Genomic DNA, 19,434 nt, shown 5'->3' with positions numbered 1-19,434 from the left:
ATGGGACGCTTGATTACCGCGCTATTGGCCGCCTGCCTGAGCCTGTCGGCCGTGGCCGCCGATGCCATCAAGGGCGAACGCAAGGAAGTGTTCGGTGATGTCACCGTGCATTACAACACCTTCAACTCGACCTTCCTGACGCCGGACATCGCCAAGGCGGCCGAGCTGATCCGCAGCAAGAACCAGGGTGTGATCAATGTTTCGGTGATCAAGGACGGCAAGCCGCTGATCGCCCAAGTCACCGGCACCGTCAAGGACCTGACCAGCCAGAGCGTGCCGCTGACTTTCCGCCAGATCACCGAACAGGGCGCGATCTATTACATCGCCCAGTACCCGGTGGAGCAGCAGGAAACCCGCACCTTTGAAATCAAGGTGCAGACCGGCGACAAGATCAACACCCTCAATTTCAACCAAGAGCTTTTCCCTGGCCAATGATCAATCTCAAGCAACTCGTACTGGCCAGCCATAACGCCGGCAAACTCAAGGAACTCCAGGCCATGCTCGGCGACTCGGTGCAACTGCGCTCGATCGGCGAATTCAGCAGCGTGGAGCCGGAAGAAACCGGCCTGTCGTTCGTCGAGAACGCGATCCTCAAGGCCCGCAATGCCGCGCGCATTTCCGGTCTGCCGGCGCTGGCCGACGACTCGGGTCTGGCGGTGGATTTCCTTGGCGGTGCGCCGGGCATCTACTCGGCGCGCTACGCCGACGGCAAGGGCGATGCGGCGAACAACGCCAAACTGCTCGACGCCTTGAAGGACGTGCCGGAAGCCGAACGCGGCGCGCAGTTCGTCTGCGTATTGGCACTGGTGCGTCACGCCGACGATCCGCTGCCGATCCTCTGCGAAGGCCTGTGGCACGGGCGCATTCTGACCGCCGCCAGCGGTGAGCACGGTTTCGGCTACGACCCGTTGTTCTGGGTGCCGGAGCGTAATGTGTCCAGCGCCGAACTGAGCCCGAGCGACAAGAACCAGATCAGCCACCGCGCCCGTGCAATGGATCTGCTGCGCCAGCGTCTGGGCTTGAAATGACCGATAGTTCCTCCGCGTCGTCGCTGATTATCGGCGGCGCCGCCTCCTCGTCTCGGGCGCCGTTGCCGACGCTGCCGCCCCTGGCGCTGTACATCCACATCCCGTGGTGTGTGCGCAAATGCCCGTATTGCGACTTCAACTCCCACACCGCCAGCCCGGTGCTGCCGGAACAGGAGTACGTCGACGCGATGCTGGCCGACCTGGATCAAGATCTGCACGCGGTGTATGGCCGTGAGTTGAGTTCGATCTTCTTTGGCGGCGGCACGCCGAGCCTGTTCAGTGCCGAAGCCCTGGGCCGTTTGCTGGAAGGCGTGAAACAGCGCATCCCGTTTGCCGATGACATCGAAATTACCCTGGAAGCCAACCCCGGGACCTTCGAACAAGAGAAGTTCGTCGCCTACCGCAAACTGGGGATCAATCGCCTGTCGATCGGCATCCAGAGCTTCCAGCAGGAAAAACTCAAGGCCCTCGGCCGTATCCACAACGGCGATGAAGCGGTACGCGCCGCCGGCATGGCGCGCCAGGCCGGGTTCGATAACTTCAACCTCGACTTGATGCACGGCCTGCCGGACCAGTCGCTGGACGATGCCCTGAGCGACCTGCGCCAGGCGATCGACCTGAAGCCGACCCACATTTCCTGGTATCAGCTGACGCTGGAGCCGAACACCGTGTTCTGGAACCAGCCGCCGGTGCTGCCGGAAGACGACACGCTGTGGGACATTCAAGAGGCCGGACAGGCACTGCTGGCCGAGCACGGTTACGCGCAGTACGAAGTTTCGGCCTACGCCCAACCGGGTCGCCCGGCGCGGCATAACCTCAATTACTGGAGCTTCGGCGACTTCATCGGCATCGGCGCCGGCGCCCACGGCAAGCTCAGCCATCCGGACGGGCGCATCGTGCGCACCTGGAAGACGCGCCTGCCGAAGGACTACCTCAACCCGGCCAAAAGCTTCCAGGCCGGCGAGAAAGCCCTGACCAACGACGAGATGCCGTTCGAGTTCCTGATGAACGCCCTGCGCCTGACCGCCGGCGTCGAATCGCGCCTGTACCCGGAGCGCACCGGCCTGCCGCTGGAGAGCCTCGACGAACACCGGCGCGAGGCCGAACAAAGCGGTCTGTTGCAGGTCGAACCGTCACGTCTGGCGGCCACCGAGCGCGGACAACTGTTCCTCAACGACTTGCTGCAGAAATTTCTGAGCTGACCGCTCTTAAGGAAACCGCATGGATTTGATACTCGACCTGCTCGCCACCGTGTCCCGCTGGAGCCGCAGCAACCTCTCGGAAATCGCGCTGGCGCTGGTGGGCTGTCTGCTGGTGCTGTTCGGCGCCGACTTCAAGGGCTGGGTCGAGCAACGCCTGGGTAGCATTGCCGGCGCCCTGCGTGTGCCGCTGATGGCCCTGCTGTGCATGATCGGCAGCGGCGCGGCGCTGATCTACGCGACGCCGTGGGTGGTGAAGGGGCTGAGCCAGTTCAACAACTACAGCCTGGCGCCGGTGTTGTTGGTGGTGCTGGTGTTGATTGGCGTGGTCGCCGACCGCCGCTGATCTCCACGTGCTCGTTCCCACGCTCCGCGTGGGAATGCAGCCCGGGACGCTCTGCGTCCCTGAAGCGGACGCGGAGCGTCCATCGAGGCATTCCCACGCAGACGGTTCGACGCCTCGACGTGGGAACGATCACTGCGCAGTACTTACGACTGCTTCTCGAACTTCAGATCCCAAACGCCATGCCCAAGACGTTCGCCGCGGCGTTCGAACTTGGTGATCGGGCGTTCGGCCGGGCGGGGTACGCACTTGCCGTCTTCGGCAAGGTTGCGATAGCCCGGGGCGACGTTCATCACTTCCAGCATGTATTCGGCGTACGGCTCCCAGTCGGTGGCCATGTGCAGAATGCCGCCAACCTTCAGCTTGCTGCGCACCAGCTCAGCGAAAGACGCCTGAACGATACGGCGCTTGTGGTGACGGCTCTTGTGCCACGGATCCGGGAAGAACAGCATCAGGCGATCGAGGCTGTTGTCGGCGATGCAGCGGTTGAGCACTTCGATCGCGTCGCAGTCGTAGACCCGCAGGTTGGTCAGGCCCTGAGTCAGCACGCCGTTGAGCAGTGCGCCGACACCCGGGCGGTGAACCTCGACACCGATGAAATCCTGCTCCGGCGCAGCGGCGGCCATTTCCAGCAGCGAGTGGCCCATGCCGAAACCGATCTCCAGCGAACGCGGCGCGGAACGGCCGAACACCTGGTCGAAATCCACCGGCGCATCGGCCAGCGGCAGGACGAACTTCGGCGCGCCCTGATCCAGGCCGCGCTGCTGGCCTTCGGTCATGCGCCCGGCGCGCATCACGAAACTCTTGATGCGGCGATGTTGGCGCTCGTCGCCTTCTTCCGTCTGGATTGGCGTGTCGTTCGATTCAGTCATCAATAGCTCTTACTTGATCAGACCATCCAGCGGCGAAGAGGCGCTGGCATAGAGTTTTTTCGGCATGCGGCCGGCGAGGTAGGCCAGGCGGCCCGCGACGATCGCGTGTTTCATGGCTTCGGCCATCATGATCGGCTGCTGAGCATGGGCGATGGCCGAGTTCATCAGCACGGCGTCACAGCCCAGTTCCATGGAGATGGTGGCGTCGGAAGCGGTACCGACACCGGCATCCACCAGCACCGGAATTTTGGCTTCTTCGAGGATGATCTGCAGGTTGTACGGGTTGCAGATCCCCAGGCCCGAACCGATCAGACCGGCCAGCGGCATCACCGCGATGCAGCCGATTTCCGCCAGTTGCCGGGCGATGATCGGGTCATCACTGGTGTAAACCATCACGTCGAAACCTTCCTTGACCAGTACTTCGGCGGCCTTGAGGGTTTCGATCACGTTGGGGAACAGGGTTTTCTGGTCGGCCAGCACTTCCAGCTTCACCAGGTTGTGGCCGTCGAGTAGCTCACGGGCCAGGCGGCAGGTGCGCACGGCCTCGACCGCGTCGTAGCAGCCGGCGGTGTTCGGCAGGAAGGTGTAGCGATCCGGCGACAGCACTTCGAGCAGGTTCGGCTCGCCTTCGATCTGGCCCAGGTTGGTGCGGCGCACCGCGAAGGTGACGATCTCGGCACCCGAGGCTTCGATGGCCAGGCGGGTTTCTTCCATGTCACGGTACTTGCCGGTACCGACCAGCAAACGCGACTGGTAAGTACGACCGGCCAGAACGAAAGGCTTGTCGCTACGAACGATGCTCATGGGAAATCCTCTGTTGGGGTGAGGGTCTTGCAGAATTCTCGGCCCATGCAGGCCTGGCGATCAGCCGCCGCCGATGGCGTGCACGACTTCGACGTTGTCGCCGTCGTTCAAAGTGGTGTCGGCATGCTGGCTGCGCGGGACGATATCCAGATTGAGTTCGACCGCGACGCGGCGTCCGGTCAGGTCCAGACGGGTCAGCAGGGCCGCAACGGTTTCACCGTCGGGCAGTTCAAAGGATTCACCGTTCAACTGAATGCGCATGCGCAACGCCGCCATCACTTTTTAGGGGGTGGCATTCTAGCCCGATCATGACCTAAAGGTCAGCACCAAGCGTCAAGCGGTTGGCTGCAGGCGCCAGGCGGCGAGTCCGAGGCACAGCCAGCCAATCAGGAACGCCAGGCCACCGAACGGGGTGATGATGCCGAGCTTGCCGATGCCGAGGGTGGTCAACAGGTACAGGCTGCCGGAGAACAGCAGGATGCCGATGGTGAACGAGATGCCGGCCCAGGCGACCAGACGCCCCTGAAGCTGCGTGGCCAGCAGCGCCACGCCGAACAGCGCCAGCGCATGCACGAGTTGATAGGTGACGCCGGTGTGGAAGATCGCCAGGTATTCGGGTGTCAGGCGGTTTTTCAAGCCATGGGCGGCGAATGCGCCGAGGCCGACACCGGTGAAACCAAAAAAGGCAGCCAGCATCAGAAAGCTACGCAGCATGTAGAACTCCAGTCAGACTCGATCGGCAGGGTCTGTATAATGGCCCGCTCAACCGGTTCGGCCAAGCCATCTCTATGCTGCGTTTATTTCTCCGTCGTTTCACGAAGGCCCTGCTCTGGTTCGCGGGTGGCAGCGTATTGCTGGTGCTGGTGTTTCGCTTCGTGCCGCCACCGGGCACGGCGCTGATGATCGAGCGCAAGATCGAATCCTGGGTCGACGGCGAGCCGATCGATCTGCAACGCACCTGGAAACCGTGGGACGAGATCTCCGATGACTTGAAGGTCGCGGTGATTGCCGGCGAAGACCAGAAATTCCCCGAGCACTGGGGGTTTGACCTGCGTGCAATCAAGGCGGCACTGGCCCACAACGAACTCGGCGGCTCGATTCGTGGCGCCAGCACCTTGAGCCAGCAAGTATCGAAAAACCTGTTTTTGTGGTCAGGTCGCAGCTACCTGCGCAAAGGCCTGGAAGCATGGTTTACCGCACTGATCGAAGTTTTCTGGCCCAAGCAGCGGATTCTCGAGGTGTACCTGAACAGCGTCGAGTGGGATGACGGCGTGTTTGGTGCCGAAGCGGCGGCAAGGCATCACTTTGGCGTAGCCGCCAAGTCATTGTCCCGGCAGCAGGCGAGTTATCTGGCGGCCGTGCTGCCGAATCCCCGGGTCTGGAGCGCCAGTCATCCGACCGCTTATGTGTCGCGCCGCGCCGGCTGGATTCGCCAGCAGATGAGCCAGCTGGGTGGCGACAGCTATTTGCTCACACTCAATGATTCGCGCCGCGCGCCCTGGGCCCAATGACTTTCCGACAGGCAAACAAAAACGCCCCGATCATCACTGATCGGGGCGTTTTTTATTGCCGGACTACCGGTTATGCGGCAATCGACAATTTGAGCTTGTTCATCGCGCTCTTCTCGAGCTGACGGATCCGCTCGGCCGACACGTTGTACTTCTGCGCCAAGTCGTGCAGCGTGGCTTTCTCTTCTGCCAGCCAGCGCTGGTAGAGGATGTCGCGGCTACGTTCGTCCAGCACTTCCAGCGCTTCGTGCAGGTTGTGATTGGAGTTGTCGCTCCAGTCGGCATCTTCCAGTTGACGCGCCGGGTCGTACCGGTGGTCTTCCAGGTAGTTGGCCGGCGACTGGAAAGCACTGTCGTCGTCCGCTTCCGCAGCCGGGTCGAAAGCCATGTCATGGCCGGTCAGGCGACTTTCCATCTCACGCACTTCACGCGGCTCGACGCCGAGACTTTCCGCCACACGGTGGACTTCCTCGTTGTTCAGCCAGGCCAGACGTTTCTTCTGGCTGCGCAGGTTGAAGAACAGCTTGCGCTGGGCCTTGGTGGTCGCGACCTTCACGATCCGCCAGTTGCGCAGGATGAACTCGTGAATCTCGGCCTTGATCCAGTGCACCGCGAAGGACACCAGACGCACGCCCATTTCCGGGTTGAAACGCTTCACGGCCTTCATCAGGCCGACGTTGCCTTCCTGGATCAGGTCAGCCTGAGCCAGACCGTAGCCGGAATAGCTACGGGCGATGTGTACAACAAACCGCAGGTGGGCGAGCACCATCTGCCGAGCCGCCCCCAGATCCTGCTCATAGTAGAGACTCTCGGCCAGTTCACGCTCCTGCTCCGGCGTCAGCAAAGGAATGCTGTTGACGGTGTGCACGTAGGCTTCCAGGTTTGCGCCTGGGACCAATGCATACGCAGGTTGCAAAGAATTGGACATACGGAAAAACCTCCGACTTACATACTCATGCTTTTCAGCATTGCGAAAAATTGACCGGAAACTCAAATGAAAGTTTCCTTAACCACTGAAAGGTCAATCACGCGCAAAAAAGATTCTACTTCGGCGCCAGCTCCCTGAGATGACGTGCGACTGCAATCCATGCACCGATATAACCCAACAGCACCGCGCCAAGCAAGAGCGACAGACCGTCGGCCACTGGCACGCCGGCCAGTGCGAAATCACTGCCGTACAAACCGGCCAGCCCGACCACCGCATCGTTCAGCCAGTTCAGGCCGAACGCCAACACACCCCAGGACAGCAGCCCCGCACCGAAGCCATACAGCGCGCCCATATAAAGGAAGGGACGACGCACATAACTGTCGGTGCCGCCGACGAGTTTAATCACTTCTATCTCGGTGCGGCGGTTTTCAATATGAAGACGAATGGTATTGCCTATCACCAAAAGTAATGCGGAAACCAGCAACACCGTCAGACCGAACACGAAACGGTCGCCGAGCTTGAGGATGGCGGCCAGACGCTCGACCCAGACTAGATCAAGTTGCGCCTGTTGTACCTTGGGCAGCTCGGAAAGTTTTTGTCTTAATGCTTCCAGGGTCGACTTGTCGACCTCGTTCGGCGTCACCAGTACCACGCCCGGCAGCGGGTTTTCCGGCAGCTCGCGCAGGGCTTCGCCCAAGCCGGACTGCTGCTGGAACTCTTCCAGCGCCTGATCGCGGCCGACATATTCAGCATCAGCTACGCCCGGCATGCCCTTGATCTGGTCGCGCAATGCTTCGCCCTGAGCCGGAGTCGCCTCGAGCTCCAGGTACAGCGAGATCTGCGCCGCGCGCTGCCACGAGCCGCCCAGGCGCTCGACATTGTTCAGCAACAACGAAAGGCCCATCGGCAGACTCAGCGCAACTGCCATCACCATGCAGGTGAAGAAGCTGCCGATCGGCTGCTTGCCGAGACGGCGCAGGCTGTCGATCCAGCTGGCGCGATGGCTTTCGATCCAGGCACGGAACAACGTGGCGAAATCCGGGCCGTCGTCATCGTCGTGCTTTTTCTTCTTTGGCGGTTGCGGATCGGCGGCCTTCGGGGCCACGCGCTCGGAAACCTTCGGACTGCGTGTTGCACTCATACGCCGGCCTCCCCGTCGCCGATCAATCGGCCGCGTTGCAGGGTCAGCATGCGATGGCGCATGCGCGCGATCAGCGCCAGGTCGTGACTGGCGATCAGCACGCTGGTGCCCAGACGGTTGATATCTTCGAACACGCCCATGATCTCGGCCGCCAGACGCGGGTCGAGGTTACCGGTCGGTTCGTCCGCCAGCAGCAGGGCCGGACGGTGAACGATGGCCCGGGCAATGCCGACGCGCTGTTGCTGACCGGTGGACAGGTCGCCCGGATACAGATCGGCCTTGTCCGACAGCGCCACGCGCTCCAGCGCTGAGTCGACGCGCTTGGCGATTTCGACCTTGGACAGCCCGAGAATCTGCAACGGCAGCGCGACGTTGTTGAACACCGTGCGATCGAACAACAGTTGATGGTTCTGGAACACCACACCGATCTGCCGACGCAGGAACGGAATCTGCGCATTGCTGATGGTGCTCAGGTCCTGCCCGGCCAGCAGCAGCTTGCCACTGGTCGGACGCTCCATCGCCAGCAACAGGCGCAACAATGTGGATTTACCGGCACCGGAGTGGCCGGTGACAAACAGGAACTCGCCGCGACGGACTCGAAAGCTCAGCTCATGCAAGCCGACGTGACCGTTCGGGTAGCGTTTACCGACCTGTTCGAAACGAATCATGAACGCTCCCGCTCGGCAAACAGTGCCTGGACAAAGGGTTCGGCTTCAAAGGTACGCAGATCGTCGATGCCTTCACCGACGCCGATATAGCGGATCGGCAGGCCGAATTGCTTGGCCAGGGCGAAAATCACCCCGCCCTTGGCGGTCCCGTCGAGCTTGGTCAGCGCCAGGCCGGTCAGTTCGACGGTCTGGTTGAATTGCTTGGCCTGGTTGATGGCGTTCTGGCCGGTGCCGGCGTCGAGTACCAGCAGCACTTCGTGCGGCGCATCGGCGTCGAGCTTGCCGATGACCCGGCGAACCTTCTTCAGCTCTTCCATCAGGTTGTCTTTGGTGTGCAGACGACCGGCGGTGTCGGCGATCAGCACGTCGATGCCACGAGCCTTGGCGGCCTGCACGGCATCGAAAATCACCGAAGCCGAGTCCGCGCCCGTGTGCTGGGCGATCACCGGAATCTTGTTGCGTTCGCCCCAGACCTGCAACTGCTCGACAGCCGCAGCACGGAAGGTATCACCGGCGGCCAGCATGACTTTCTTGCCTTCCAGTTGCAGTTTCTTCGCCAGTTTGCCGATGGTGGTGGTCTTGCCGGCGCCGTTGACGCCGACCACCAGAATCACGAACGGCTTGTTCCGGGAAGCGATCTTCAGCGGCTGCTCGACCGGTTTGAGCATTGCGGCCAGCTCGGCCTGCAGGGATTTATACAGGGCGTCGGAATCGGCCAGCTCTTTACGTGCGACCTTCTGGGTCAGGCGCTGGATGATCACCGATGTTGCCTCGACGCCAACGTCGGCCGTCAGCAGGCGGGTTTCAAGATCGTCGAGCAGATCGTCATCGATGGCTTTCTTGCCGAGGAACAGGCTGGCCATGCCTTCGCCGATACTGGCGCTGGTCTTGGACAGGCCTTGCTTGAGACGGGCAAAGAAGCCGGCCTTGGTTTCCTCGGTACGCGGAGCCTCGACCTGGGTTTCAACCTGGGATTCCACTGGCGCTACGGCGACAGGTGCAGGTGCAGGTGCAGGTGCAGGTGCAGGTGCAGGTGCAGGTGCAGGTGCAGGCTCGGGCACTTCGACAATCGGAGCAACCGGAGCAGCAACCACAGGTTCTGGAATGAAAGGAGCAGCGTCCACCACCGGCGCCTGAACAGGCTCTGGCGTGAACGCCACCGGCGCAGGAATCGGCGGTGTAACGTGCGGCGCGGCCTCTTCAACCAGCGCCACCGGCTCTTCCGCCACCGGTAAGCTCAGCCACGGTTCGCTGGCCGGGGTCAGCGGCAACTCGGCGGCAGCCGGCGCTTCAGGCTCGACCTCGGCCACCGGTTGCAGCACCGGCTCGGCGATCGGCAGCACGACCGGTGCCGGCGCTTCTTCTATTACGGGAGCGGGCGCAGGGGCCGGTTCAGGAATGGCAGTCGGCTGTTCGACAACGGGTTCCTGCGGTTTCTTGCGCAGCCATCCGAACAGGCTTTTCTTCTCGCCAGCCGCAGCTGGGGTCTTCTTGTCGTCGTTGGAACCAAACATGGAGGACGGCTATCTCACGGTAGCGACGCGCCACAGGGGCGCCCCGGCAAATAAATATTCGATGCAGAACAGACTGTGTTTCACCCAGCTTGTTCACGCGCAACATTTTGTCGAGGCACCAACGGCACCTCAAAGGAATCGTTTTAATGAAGGACTGGCCGGCAAAATCGGCGAAAAAGCGAAGTTTAGCTGATAAACCAAAGCCTTCTGCCGCAAACCCATACAACCTGATCAAGTTTCAAAACCGGATAGGCGTGGTCGCCGGTAAAACGGATCAGTATCCTAGCACCCTCTCGCCCGCCGACGCTAAGACCAAGCGGGCAGCCCAACAGGTTTAAAAACGAATGAATGCTCTAGCCCGCCGCGCCGCAGGCCTGCTGCTCAGCACAGTCTGCCTGCCACTTTCGGCCCTGGCGGCCGACCCGCAACCGACCCACGAATTCACCCTCGACAACGGCCTGAAGGTTGTCGTGCGCGAAGACCATCGCGCGCCGGTGGTGGTGTCGCAGGTCTGGTACAAGGTTGGTTCCAGCTACGAAACCCCGGGCCAGACCGGTCTGTCCCACGCTCTCGAGCACATGATGTTCAAGGGCAGCGAGAAAGTCGGCCCCGGCGAAGCCTCGCTGATCCTGCGTGACCTCGGCGCCGAAGAGAACGCGTTCACCAGCGACGATTTCACCGCTTATTACCAGGTGCTGGCCCGCGACCGTCTGGGCGTGGCCTTCGAACTGGAAGCCGACCGCATGGCCAACCTGCGCCTGCCGGCCGACGAGTTCGCCAAGGAAATCGAAGTCATCAAGGAAGAGCGCCGCCTGCGCACCGACGACAAGCCGATGGCCAAGGCTTACGAGCGCTACAAGGCCATGGCCTACCCGGCCAGCGGTTATCACACACCGACCATCGGCTGGATGGCCGACCTTGAGCGGATGAAGGTCGAAGAGCTGCGTCACTGGTATCAGTCCTGGTATGTGCCGAACAACGCCACGCTGGTGGTGGTCGGTGACGTGACCCCGGACGAGGTGAAGACCCTTGCTCAGCGCTACTTCGGGCCAATCGCGAAACGCGACGTACCGCCGGCGAAAAAGCCGCTGGAACTGGCAGAACCGGGTGAACGCCAGATCACCCTGCACGTGCAGACTCAACTGCCGAGCCTGATGCTCGGTTTCAACGTCCCGAGCATCGCCACCGCCGAAGACAAACGCTCGGTCAACGCCTTGCGCCTGATTTCGGCGCTGCTGGACGGCGGCTACAGCGGTCGCATCCCGACCCAACTGGAGCGCGGCGAAGAGTTGGTGTCCGGCGGCTCGTCGAGTTACGACGCCTACACCCGCGGTGACAGCCTGTTCACCCTGTCGGCCACGCCGAACACCCAGAAGAAAAAGACCATGGCCCAGGCTGAAGCCGGTCTGTGGAAACTGCTGGAACAGCTGAAAACCACCGCGCCGTCCGCTGAAGAACTGGAACGCGTGCGTGCGCAGGTTATCGCCGGTCTGGTCTTCGAGCGCGACTCGATCACCAGCCAGGCCACCGCCATCGGCCAGCTGGAAACCGTCGGTCTGTCGTGGAAGCTGATGGACACCGAACTGGCCGACCTGGAAAGCGTCACCCCGCAAGACATCCAGAATGCCGCCAAGCTGTATTTCACCCGCGAACGTCTCAGCGTCGCCCACGTACTGCCACTGGAGACGACTCATGAGTGAGCGCAAAACCCCACGTCTGCTGCTCGGCCTGATCGCCGTGGCCATCATCGGCTCCGCTGCGTTCTATCTGGTGCCGAGCGACAACACCAAGGCCAGCGAAGCGCTGGATAACGCCAAGTCCAGCCAGAAGCTGCAATCGCTGGCCGAACTCGACGGCAAGGCCCCGGCCAGCCGCAAGCTCGACGTGCAGACCTGGAACACCGCCGAAGGCGCCAAGGTGCTGTTCGTCGAGGCTCGCGAACTGCCGATGTTCGACATGCGCCTGATCTTTGCCGCCGGCAGCAGCCAGGACGGCAACGCGCCAGGTCTGGCCCTGCTGACCAACGCCATGCTCAACGAAGGTGTGGCGGGCAAGGATGTCGGTGCCATCGCTCAAGGTTTCGAAGGCCTGGGCGCGGATTTCGGCAACGGCGCCTATAAAGACATGGCCATCGCGTCGCTGCGCAGTCTGAGCGCTGCCGACAAACGCGAGCCGGCGCTGAAACTGTTCTCGGAAGTGGTGGGCAAACCGACCTTCCCGGCCGATTCCTTCGCGCGCATCAAGAACCAGATGCTCGCCGGTTTCGAGTACCAGAAACAGAACCCCGGCAAACTCGCCAGCCTGGAGCTGATGAAGCGTCTGTACGGCGATCACCCGTACGCCCATTCCAGCGACGGCAATGCGCAAAGCGTGCCGAAGATCACGCTGGCACAACTGCGTGAGTTCCACGCCAAGGCGTATGCCGCCGGCAACGTGGTGATTGCGCTGGTGGGCGATCTGTCCCGCAGCGAAGCCGAGGCGATTGCCAATCAGGTGTCCGCTGCGCTGCCAAAAGGCCCGGCGCTGGCGAAAGTCGAGCAACCGACCGAGCCGAAAGCCGGCATCGGCCACATCGAGTTTCCGTCGAAGCAGACCAACCTGATGATCGCGCAACTGGGCATCGACCGCGACGACCCGGACTACGCCGCGCTGTCGATGGGCAACCAGATCCTCGGCGGTGGCGGTTTCGGCACCCGGCTGATGAGCGAAGTGCGCGAGAAACGCGGCCTGACCTACGGCGTGTATTCGGCCTTCAGCCCGATGCAGGCTCGCGGCCCGTTCATGATCAATCTGCAGACCCGCGCGGAAATGAGCGAGGGCACCCTGAAACTGGTGCAGGACGTGCTCGCCGACTACCTCAAGACCGGCCCGACCCAGAAAGAACTGGACGACGCCAAGCGCGAACTGGCCGGCAGCTTCCCGCTGTCCACCGCGAGCAACGCCGATATCGTCGGCCAGCTCGGCGCCATGGGTTTCTACAACCTGCCGCTGAGCTATCTGGACGACTTCATGCGTCAGTCCCAGAGCCTGACGGTCGAGCAGGTTCGCGACGTTCTGAACAAACACTTGAGCACGGATAAACTGGTCATCGTCAGCGCTGGCCCGACCGTGCCGCAAAAGCCGTTACCGGCCCCATCTGATAAACCTGCCGAGCAGCCGCTCGGGGTTCCGGAGCATTAATGGCCAGTCCAAAGAAACCTGTACAAAAACTGCACAACGGGGTGAACCAGTTGCGCATCATCGGCGGCGAATGGCGCAGCCGAAAACTGAGCTTCCCTGATGCGCCGGGCCTGCGTCCGACGCCGGACCGGGTGCGTGAAACCCTGTTCAACTGGCTTGCGCCTTACGTTGCCGGGGCCAAGGTACTCGACCCGTTCGCCGGTAGCGGCGCGCTGTTTCTCGAAGCGCTGTCCCGTGGCGCGGCCATGGGCCAGGCGCTGGATGCCAGCCACGTCGCGGTCTCCAGTCTGAAAGAACACCTCGGCACCCTGCGCTGCACCAACGGCCAGGTGCAGACCGCCGATGCGCTGCGCTACCTGGAAACCCAGACCGCGACCGCGTTCGACCTGGTATTCCTCGACCCCCCGTTCAACCAGAACCTGCTGCCAGCGGTGTGCACGCTGCTGGAAGAGCGCCAATGGCTGGCCGATGATTCGTGGATCTACACTGAAAGCGAAACCGCGCCATCGACCCTCGGCCTGCCGGGCAACTGGCGCCTGCACCGCGAGCAGAAATCCGGGCGGGTGTACTACGCGTTGTGGCAACGTATGGCAGTGATCGCCGGTTAACCGACCGGCCTGAAAAAGCGGCGAGTCTCAGCCGAGGCTCGCTGCGCTGCATCGAGAGCAATCGTGTCCCCTTCGTCAAAAACGTTCATCCCCGCCTTCGGCCTCGGCAATCCGCACCTGCAAACCCTGTGGGGGCCGCTGTGGCGTAAAACCGTGCACCTTGATCGCCAGCGCGAACGGCTGTGGCTGGACGACGGCGACTTTCTGGATCTGGACTGGTATGGCCCGCACAGCGCCGAGGCGCCATTGGTGCTGGTGTTGCACGGCCTGACCGGTTCTTCCAATTCGCCTTACGTGGCCGGAATCCAGGCAGCGCTCGCCGCACAAGGCCGGGCCAGTGTTGCACTGAACTGGCGCGGCTGCTCCGGCGAGCCGAACCTGTTGCCGCGCAGCTATCATTCCGGCGCCAGCGAAGACCTCGCCGAAACCCTCCGCCACCTGAAAGCCAAGCGGCCACTGGCGCCGCTGTATGCGGTCGGCTACTCCCTTGGCGGCAACGTGCTGCTCAAGCATCTGGGGGAAACCGGCAGCGCCAGCGGCGTGCTCGGTGCGGTGGCGGTGTCGGTGCCGTTTCGCCTGGATCAATGTGCCGACCGTATCGGCCAGGGTTTCTCGAAGGTCTATCAGGCGCACTTCATGCGCGAGATGGTGGCGTACATCAAGAACAAGCAGCGCCAGTTCCAGCACGACGGCCGCGAGGACGGTCTCGCTGCACTGGCGGCCCTCGGCTCGCTGGAAAACATGCGCACCTTCTGGGATTTCGATGGCCGGGTGACGGCGCCTCTGCACGGTTTCGCCGATGCCGAGGATTACTATCGCCGCGCGTCGAGCCGTTACTTTCTCGGCGAGATCCGCACGCCGACCCTGATCATTCAGGCGGCGGACGATCCGTTCGTGTTCCCCCACAGCCTGCCTTCGGCCAATGAGTTGTCGGCCACGACCCAGTTCGAATTGCAGAATAAGGGCGGGCATGTCGGCTTCGTCGACGGCACACTCCGCCAGCCGGGTTATTACCTGGAACGACGGATTCCACAGTGGCTGGCCGACGCGGGGCGCGAGTGAGTCATGAACGATCAGGGCGAGTCGATCCGTTTCTGGCAAGCCGCGCCTCTGGCCGGTGTCGAGCTGTTGACCGCGCGCTACATCGAGCATCGTTTCGCCCCGCACGTCCACGACGGTTATGTGATCGGCATGATCATGGCCGGCGCCCAGCGCTACCGTTATCGCGGCGCCGAACACCTGGCGGGCAGCGGTACGCTGGTGCTGATCAATCCGGACGAAGTGCATAACGGCCACAAGGGCACCGAGGACGGCTGGCTGTACCGGGCGTTTTATCCCGACACCGGGCAAATCGTCGCGCTGTTGAATGAACTGGAACTGCCGACCGCACCGATGCCGGCCTTCGCTGCGACGCTGTATCGCGATCCGGATCTGGTCAACGGTTTCTGTCAGTTGCATCGCTTGCTGGAAAGCCCCGCCACCGCGTTGCAACAGCAAACGGTGTGGCGAGAAATGATGATGCTGCTGTTGCAGCGTCACGCGGCGGTGCAGATCAACGGCAAGCCCGGCAAAGAGCACCGCGCGGTAGCGATGGCCAAGGAGTTGCTGCACGCGCAACTGGCGGCGCCGCCCTCGCTGGAAGAACTGGCGGCGGCGGTGAATCTCTCGCCTTTCCACTTCGCCCGGGTTTTCCGCCGCGCCACCGGCATGCCGCCGCACAGCTGGCTGATGCAGCAGCGGATCGCCTGCGCGCGGGGTTTACTGCAGAGCGGCTGCCTGCCGGTGGAAGTCGCCACGCAGTTGGGATTTGCCGACCAGAGCCATCTGAGCCGGCAGTTCAAACAGGTTTATGGCGTAGGCCCGGCGGCCTATCGCAGTGCGCGGCTGGATCGCTGATGGCTTACTCGCCCGTAGCGATACCGCGCGACGGCTCGTTGATCCACTCGCTCCACGATCCGGCATACAGCGAACCCAACGGGTAACCCGCCAGGCACAGGGCGAACAGGTTGTGACACGCCGTCACCCCGGAGCCGCAGTAAGCCACCAGATCGCTCGGCGAACGCTCGCCGAGTTTCGCGGCGAAACGCTGTTTGAGCTGATCGGCCGGCAGGAAACGCCCGTCGCTGCCCAGGTTGTCGGTAAACGCCGCGCATTGCGCGCCGGGAATGTGCCCGGCGACCGGGTCGATCGGCTCCACTTCGCCCTTGAAACGCGGCAAGGCGCGGGCATCGAGCAGGGTCAGGGCCGGCTGACCGAGGCGCTGCTGCAATTGCTCGGCGCTGAGCAGCAGGCTCATGTCCGGCTGGCCGCTGAAGCTGCCCCGGCCCGCTGACGGTGGATCAAGACTCAACGGCAATCCCGCCGCATGCCAGGCCTTGAGTCCGCCATCGAGAATGAACACGCCGTCGCGCTTGCCCAGCCACGCCAGCAACCACCAGGCCCGCGCCGCATAGGCGCCCGGGCCGTCGTCATACAAAACCACGTCACTGTCATTGTTGATGCCGAATGCTTGCAGGCGTTCGATCAGCGCCGCCGGCTCCGGCAGCGGATGGCGGCCGGTCACGCCCTTGATGACCGGGCCGCTGAGGTCGCGTTCAAGATCAGCGAAATGTGCCCCGGCAATGTGCCCCTCGGCGTAGCTGCGCTGGCCGTAATCCGGGTCTTCGAGGGCAAAACGGCAGTCGAGAATCACCAGCCCCGGTTGCGCCTTGCGGGCATCCAGTGCGGTCGGGCTGATCAGTTGCGCAATCGGCATAGCGAACGACTCCAGTGAGGAAATGGAATTACGGTCTTTCTTCGAGGGCCTGGGCCAGCGGCACGTAGAACTCTTCGAACAAGGCGTTGACCTCATCGCGGGCCTGCTCGGTGACAAACCCCGCTTCCAGCACCAGCACCTGATACACGCCACGCTTGATGGCCTGTTCACTGAGGTAATTGGAGTTCTCCCGGGTCGTGCACAGGAAGCGCACCCACGAGGTGAGGATGATCCACGCGTTGAGGGTCAGGGATTCGATCTGCACTCGGTCCATCTTCAGGATCCCGGCAGCGACAAAGCCTTCGTAGATCGCTGCGCCCTGGATTACGCAGCGCTGGGAGAAGCGGCGATAACGCGCGGCCAGATCCGGATCGCTGTCGAGCAAGTGTTCGAGATCGCGGTGCAGAAAGCGGTAGCGCCACATCGCCGACAGCAATTCCTTGAGATAGAAGCGCTTGTCTTCGACCGTCGCGGCACGGCCCTGGGGCGGACGCAGGAAGCTGTCCACCAGGCTTTCGTACTCACTGAACAGCACGGCGATGATCGCCTGCTTGTTGGGGAAGTGGTAGTACAGATTGCCCGGAGAAATCTCCATGTGGGCGGCGATGTGATTGGTGCTGATGCTGCGCTCGCCCTGCTGATTGAACAGCTCGAGGCTGTTCTGCACGATGCGCTCGCTGGTTTTGATCCGTGGGGCCATGGCTTGAGCTTTAATTCAGAGTGCGTTGGGGGGCATCTTACGACCTAACCGGAACGGGATAAAACCAGGATGCGCAAGGAAGCCATTTGACTTTCTAGAGCATTGACTCTAAAAAGCTCGTCATAACAATACCTACGGAGCTGACAATGACTGCCGATATTGCCTACCTGCAAACGCTGCAACAGCCGCTGGAAGAGCTCAACCGGCTGTTCAACGCGCAGCGCGCCGCCTACGCCGCCAACCCGATGCCGCCTGCAACCCAGCGCCAGCAATGGCTCAAGGCCCTGCGCGATTTGCTGAGCAGCGAACGGCAGGCCCTGATCGACGCCATCAGCTCCGACTTCAGCCACCGCAGCGCCGATGAAACCCTGCTCGCCGAACTGATGCCGAGCCTGCACGGCATTCACTACGCCAGCCAGCACATCAGCCAGTGGATGAAACCTTCGCGACGCAAAGTGGGTGTGGCTTTCCAGCCGGCGTCGGCGAAAGTCGTGTATCAGCCCCTCGGAGTGGTCGGCGTCATCGTGCCGTGGAACTATCCGCTGTTTCTCGCCATCGGCCCGCTGACCGGCGCGCTCGCGGCCGGCAACCGGGTGATGCTCAAGCTCAGCGAATCGACCCCGGCCACCGGCCTGTTGCTCAAGGAACTGCTGGCGCGGATCTTCCCCGAAGATCTGGTGTGCGTGGTGCTCGGCGAGGCTGATGTCGGCGTGGCGTTTTCGAAAATGCGTTTCGACCACTTGTTGTTCACCGGTTCCACCAGCGTCGGCAAGCACGTGATGCGGGCAGCGGCAGAGAACCTGACGCCGGTGACCCTGGAGCTGGGCGGCAAGTCCCCGGCCATCGTCTCCCGCAACGTTCCGCTCAAGGACGCCGCCGAACGCATCGCCTTCGGCAAGACCCTCAACGCCGGGCAGACCTGCGTTGCCCCTGACTATGTGCTGGTGCCGGAAGAGCGCGTCGGCGGATTCGTCGAAGCCTATCGCCAGGCCGTGCGCGGGTTTTATCCGACGCTTGCCGACAACCCGGACTACACCGCCATCATCAACGAGCGCCAATTGGCGCGGCTCAACAGCTACCTCAGCGACGCCACCAGCAAGGGCGCGCTGCTGATTCCGCTGTTCGACCAGGGCCAGGGCCGGCGCATGCCCCACAGCCTGCTGCTGAATGTCAGCGACGAGATGACGGTGATGCAGGATGAAATCTTCGGCCCGCTGCTGCCGATCGTGCCGTATCAGGATCTGGATCAGGCATTTGCTTACATCAATCAGCGGCCACGTCCTCTGGCTCTTTACTACTTCGGCTACGACAAACGCGAACAGAAACGCGTGCTCAGCGAAACCCATTCCGGTGGCGTCTGCCTCAACGACACGCTGCTGCATGTGGCGCAGGACGACATGCCGTTCGGCGGCATCGGCCCGTCGGGCATGGGCCATTACCACGGGCACGAAGGTTTCCTGACGTTCAGCAAGGCCAAGGGCGTGCTGGTCAAACAGCGCTTCAACGCGGCGAAGCTGATCTACCCGCCCTACGGCAAAACCATTCAGAAACTGATCCAGAAACTGTTCATTCGCTAACGTCACCGCCGGGTAATAACAACAATGCACCCAAGCCTGACCGAAACACCTGCCCTGTCGCGCCGTGGGCTGCTGAAATTCAGCCTCGGCGCCACGGCTTTCCTCGCCACCGCCGGCCTTGGTGCCAGTCTCAGCGGCTGTTCTTCGAGCGTTTCAGCCAACGGGTTCGCCACGTTGCGCAGCGGCGATCTGCTGTTTCTGCGCGCACTGATTCCAGTGATGCTGGATGGCGCCGTTGCTGTGGAAAAGCTGCCCGCCGCTGTCGATGGCACCCTGAAGTCGCTGGATTACAGCCTCGATCACCTGTCGCCGGAAATGCTCAAGCTCACCCGGCAACTGTTCGATGTGCTGGGCATGGCAGTGACGCGCGGACCATTGACCGGGATCTGGGGCAGTTGGGAAAACGCCAGCCCCGAAGCGATCCGCCACTTCCTCGAACGTTGGGAAAACAGCTCGCTGAACCTGCTGCGCATGGGCCACAGCTCATTGCTGCAAATGGTGATGATGGCTTGGTACACCCGCAACGGATCGTGGGCCCATTGCGGTTACCCCGGCCCGCCCGCCGTTTGAGCCTGGCGACCCACGCAAAACAATAATAAGAGAACCTGA

General features: G+C 62.4%; 23 protein-coding genes. 13 read left to right on the top strand and 10 right to left on the bottom strand.

Translation table 11 applies throughout. The annotated features are described in order from the left end of the window. From AWU82_RS12575 to AWU82_RS12560, 4 genes are read left to right on the top strand one after another with little or no spacing between them, the layout of a single operon-like run. The gene (locus tag AWU82_RS12575) at positions 1-435 is read left to right on the top strand and encodes a DUF4426 domain-containing protein (RefSeq protein WP_011336378.1); all 435 of its coding nucleotides are present in this window, start codon (positions 1-3) and stop codon (positions 433-435) included. Next, positions 432-1,028, top strand: a complete 597-nt coding sequence (gene rdgB, locus AWU82_RS12570; RefSeq protein WP_011336379.1) for an RdgB/HAM1 family non-canonical purine NTP pyrophosphatase — start codon at positions 432-434, stop codon at positions 1,026-1,028. The genes AWU82_RS12575 and rdgB overlap by 4 nt, the downstream gene beginning before the upstream one ends. Then, on the top strand, positions 1,025-2,230 hold the full coding sequence (hemW, locus tag AWU82_RS12565) for a radical SAM family heme chaperone HemW (protein ID WP_064380094.1): 1,206 nt from the start codon (positions 1,025-1,027) through the stop codon (positions 2,228-2,230). The genes rdgB and hemW overlap by 4 nt, the downstream gene beginning before the upstream one ends. 19 nt (positions 2,231-2,249) lie before the next feature. Continuing rightward, positions 2,250-2,573: a DUF3392 domain-containing protein gene (locus AWU82_RS12560; protein ID WP_011336381.1), complete on the top strand. Its 324-nt coding sequence runs from the start codon at positions 2,250-2,252 to the stop codon at positions 2,571-2,573. A 143-nt stretch (positions 2,574-2,716) separates the two neighbouring features. Here AWU82_RS12560 and trmB read toward each other — a convergent pair whose 3' ends face one another. The 4 genes from trmB to AWU82_RS12540 all read right to left on the bottom strand — a co-directional run bounded on the left by trmB (position 2,717) and on the right by AWU82_RS12540 (position 4,960). After that, positions 2,717-3,442: a tRNA (guanosine(46)-N7)-methyltransferase TrmB gene (gene trmB / locus AWU82_RS12555; RefSeq protein WP_064380092.1), complete on the bottom strand. Its 726-nt coding sequence runs from the start codon at positions 3,440-3,442 to the stop codon at positions 2,717-2,719. Positions 3,443-3,451: 9 nt separating this feature from the next. Further along, complete coding sequence (locus AWU82_RS12550) at positions 3,452-4,246, bottom strand: thiazole synthase (RefSeq protein ID WP_007953385.1); 795 nt, start codon at positions 4,244-4,246, stop codon at positions 3,452-3,454. Positions 4,247-4,306: 60 nt separating this feature from the next. Then, on the bottom strand, positions 4,307-4,507 hold the full coding sequence (thiS, locus tag AWU82_RS12545) for a sulfur carrier protein ThiS (protein ID WP_007953386.1): 201 nt from the start codon (positions 4,505-4,507) through the stop codon (positions 4,307-4,309). Positions 4,508-4,579: 72 nt separating this feature from the next. After that, a complete protein-coding gene (locus AWU82_RS12540) occupies positions 4,580-4,960 on the bottom strand; it encodes a DUF423 domain-containing protein (RefSeq protein WP_011336384.1) in 381 nt (126 codons plus the stop codon). 74 nt (positions 4,961-5,034) lie between these two features. On the opposite strand from AWU82_RS12540, the gene mtgA reads away from it, so the two are divergent. Beyond that, the gene (gene mtgA, locus AWU82_RS12535) at positions 5,035-5,757 is read left to right on the top strand and encodes a monofunctional biosynthetic peptidoglycan transglycosylase (protein ID WP_064380090.1); all 723 of its coding nucleotides are present in this window, start codon (positions 5,035-5,037) and stop codon (positions 5,755-5,757) included. Positions 5,758-5,827: 70 nt separating this feature from the next. On the opposite strand, the gene rpoH is transcribed toward mtgA, so the two are convergent. From rpoH to ftsY, 4 genes are all read right to left on the bottom strand, one after another. After that, the gene (rpoH, locus tag AWU82_RS12530) at positions 5,828-6,682 is read right to left on the bottom strand and encodes an RNA polymerase sigma factor RpoH (protein ID WP_007953393.1); all 855 of its coding nucleotides are present in this window, start codon (positions 6,680-6,682) and stop codon (positions 5,828-5,830) included. A 115-nt stretch (positions 6,683-6,797) separates the two neighbouring features. Then, positions 6,798-7,823 (bottom strand): permease-like cell division protein FtsX, encoded by a 1,026-nt coding sequence (gene ftsX, locus AWU82_RS12525; protein ID WP_064380089.1) that lies wholly within the window; start codon positions 7,821-7,823, stop codon positions 6,798-6,800. Then, entirely contained in the window at positions 7,820-8,491 is a 672-nt protein-coding gene (gene ftsE / locus AWU82_RS12520; RefSeq protein WP_064380087.1) for a cell division ATP-binding protein FtsE, read from the bottom strand. Before ftsE ends, ftsX begins: the two co-directional genes overlap by 4 nt. Then, positions 8,488-10,005, bottom strand: coding sequence for a signal recognition particle-docking protein FtsY (gene ftsY, locus AWU82_RS12515; protein WP_064380086.1), 1,518 nt, complete (start codon positions 10,003-10,005; stop codon positions 8,488-8,490). Before ftsY ends, ftsE begins: the two co-directional genes overlap by 4 nt. Positions 10,006-10,151: 146 nt before the next feature. On the opposite strand from ftsY, the gene AWU82_RS12510 reads away from it, so the two are divergent. From AWU82_RS12510 to AWU82_RS12485, 6 genes are all read left to right on the top strand, one after another. Further along, positions 10,152-10,343: a hypothetical protein gene (locus tag AWU82_RS12510; RefSeq protein WP_064380084.1), complete on the top strand. Its 192-nt coding sequence runs from the start codon at positions 10,152-10,154 to the stop codon at positions 10,341-10,343. 6 nt (positions 10,344-10,349) lie between these two features. Further along, positions 10,350-11,705, top strand: coding sequence for a M16 family metallopeptidase (locus tag AWU82_RS12505; RefSeq protein ID WP_064380081.1), 1,356 nt, complete (start codon positions 10,350-10,352; stop codon positions 11,703-11,705). Continuing rightward, the gene (locus tag AWU82_RS12500; protein WP_011336388.1) at positions 11,698-13,185 is read left to right on the top strand and encodes a M16 family metallopeptidase; all 1,488 of its coding nucleotides are present in this window, start codon (positions 11,698-11,700) and stop codon (positions 13,183-13,185) included. Before AWU82_RS12505 ends, AWU82_RS12500 begins: the two co-directional genes overlap by 8 nt. After that, a complete protein-coding gene (rsmD, locus tag AWU82_RS12495) occupies positions 13,185-13,793 on the top strand; it encodes a 16S rRNA (guanine(966)-N(2))-methyltransferase RsmD (RefSeq protein WP_064380079.1) in 609 nt (202 codons plus the stop codon). The genes AWU82_RS12500 and rsmD overlap by 1 nt, the downstream gene beginning before the upstream one ends. Positions 13,794-13,856: 63 nt before the next feature. Beyond that, positions 13,857-14,855 carry a hydrolase gene (locus tag AWU82_RS12490; RefSeq protein WP_064380077.1) on the top strand — a complete coding sequence of 333 codons (999 nt, stop codon included), beginning with the start codon at positions 13,857-13,859 and terminating at the stop codon, positions 14,853-14,855. Between the two features lie 3 nt (positions 14,856-14,858). Then, positions 14,859-15,689, top strand: coding sequence for an AraC family transcriptional regulator (locus tag AWU82_RS12485; RefSeq protein WP_064380075.1), 831 nt, complete (start codon positions 14,859-14,861; stop codon positions 15,687-15,689). Between the two features lie 4 nt (positions 15,690-15,693). On the opposite strand, the gene AWU82_RS12480 is transcribed toward AWU82_RS12485, so the two are convergent. Next, the gene (locus tag AWU82_RS12480) at positions 15,694-16,548 is read right to left on the bottom strand and encodes a sulfurtransferase (RefSeq protein WP_064380073.1); all 855 of its coding nucleotides are present in this window, start codon (positions 16,546-16,548) and stop codon (positions 15,694-15,696) included. Between the two features lie 28 nt (positions 16,549-16,576). Beyond that, complete coding sequence (locus tag AWU82_RS12475; protein ID WP_011336393.1) at positions 16,577-17,248, bottom strand: TetR/AcrR family transcriptional regulator; 672 nt, start codon at positions 17,246-17,248, stop codon at positions 16,577-16,579. Between the two features lie 146 nt (positions 17,249-17,394). Between AWU82_RS12475 and AWU82_RS12470 the strand changes: the two genes are divergently transcribed. After that, positions 17,395-18,825, top strand: a complete 1,431-nt coding sequence (locus AWU82_RS12470; protein ID WP_064380070.1) for a coniferyl aldehyde dehydrogenase — start codon at positions 17,395-17,397, stop codon at positions 18,823-18,825. A 24-nt stretch (positions 18,826-18,849) separates the two neighbouring features. Next, entirely contained in the window at positions 18,850-19,395 is a 546-nt protein-coding gene (locus AWU82_RS12465) for a hypothetical protein (RefSeq protein ID WP_064380068.1), read from the top strand. Positions 19,396-19,434 lie beyond the last annotated feature (39 nt).

It is taken from the genome of Pseudomonas glycinae (genome assembly GCF_001594225.2).
Lineage (GTDB): Bacteria > Pseudomonadota > Gammaproteobacteria > Pseudomonadales > Pseudomonadaceae > Aquipseudomonas > Aquipseudomonas glycinae.
Note: the sequence above shows the minus strand (reverse complement) of the source record. Positions and strands in the feature narration are given on the sequence as shown.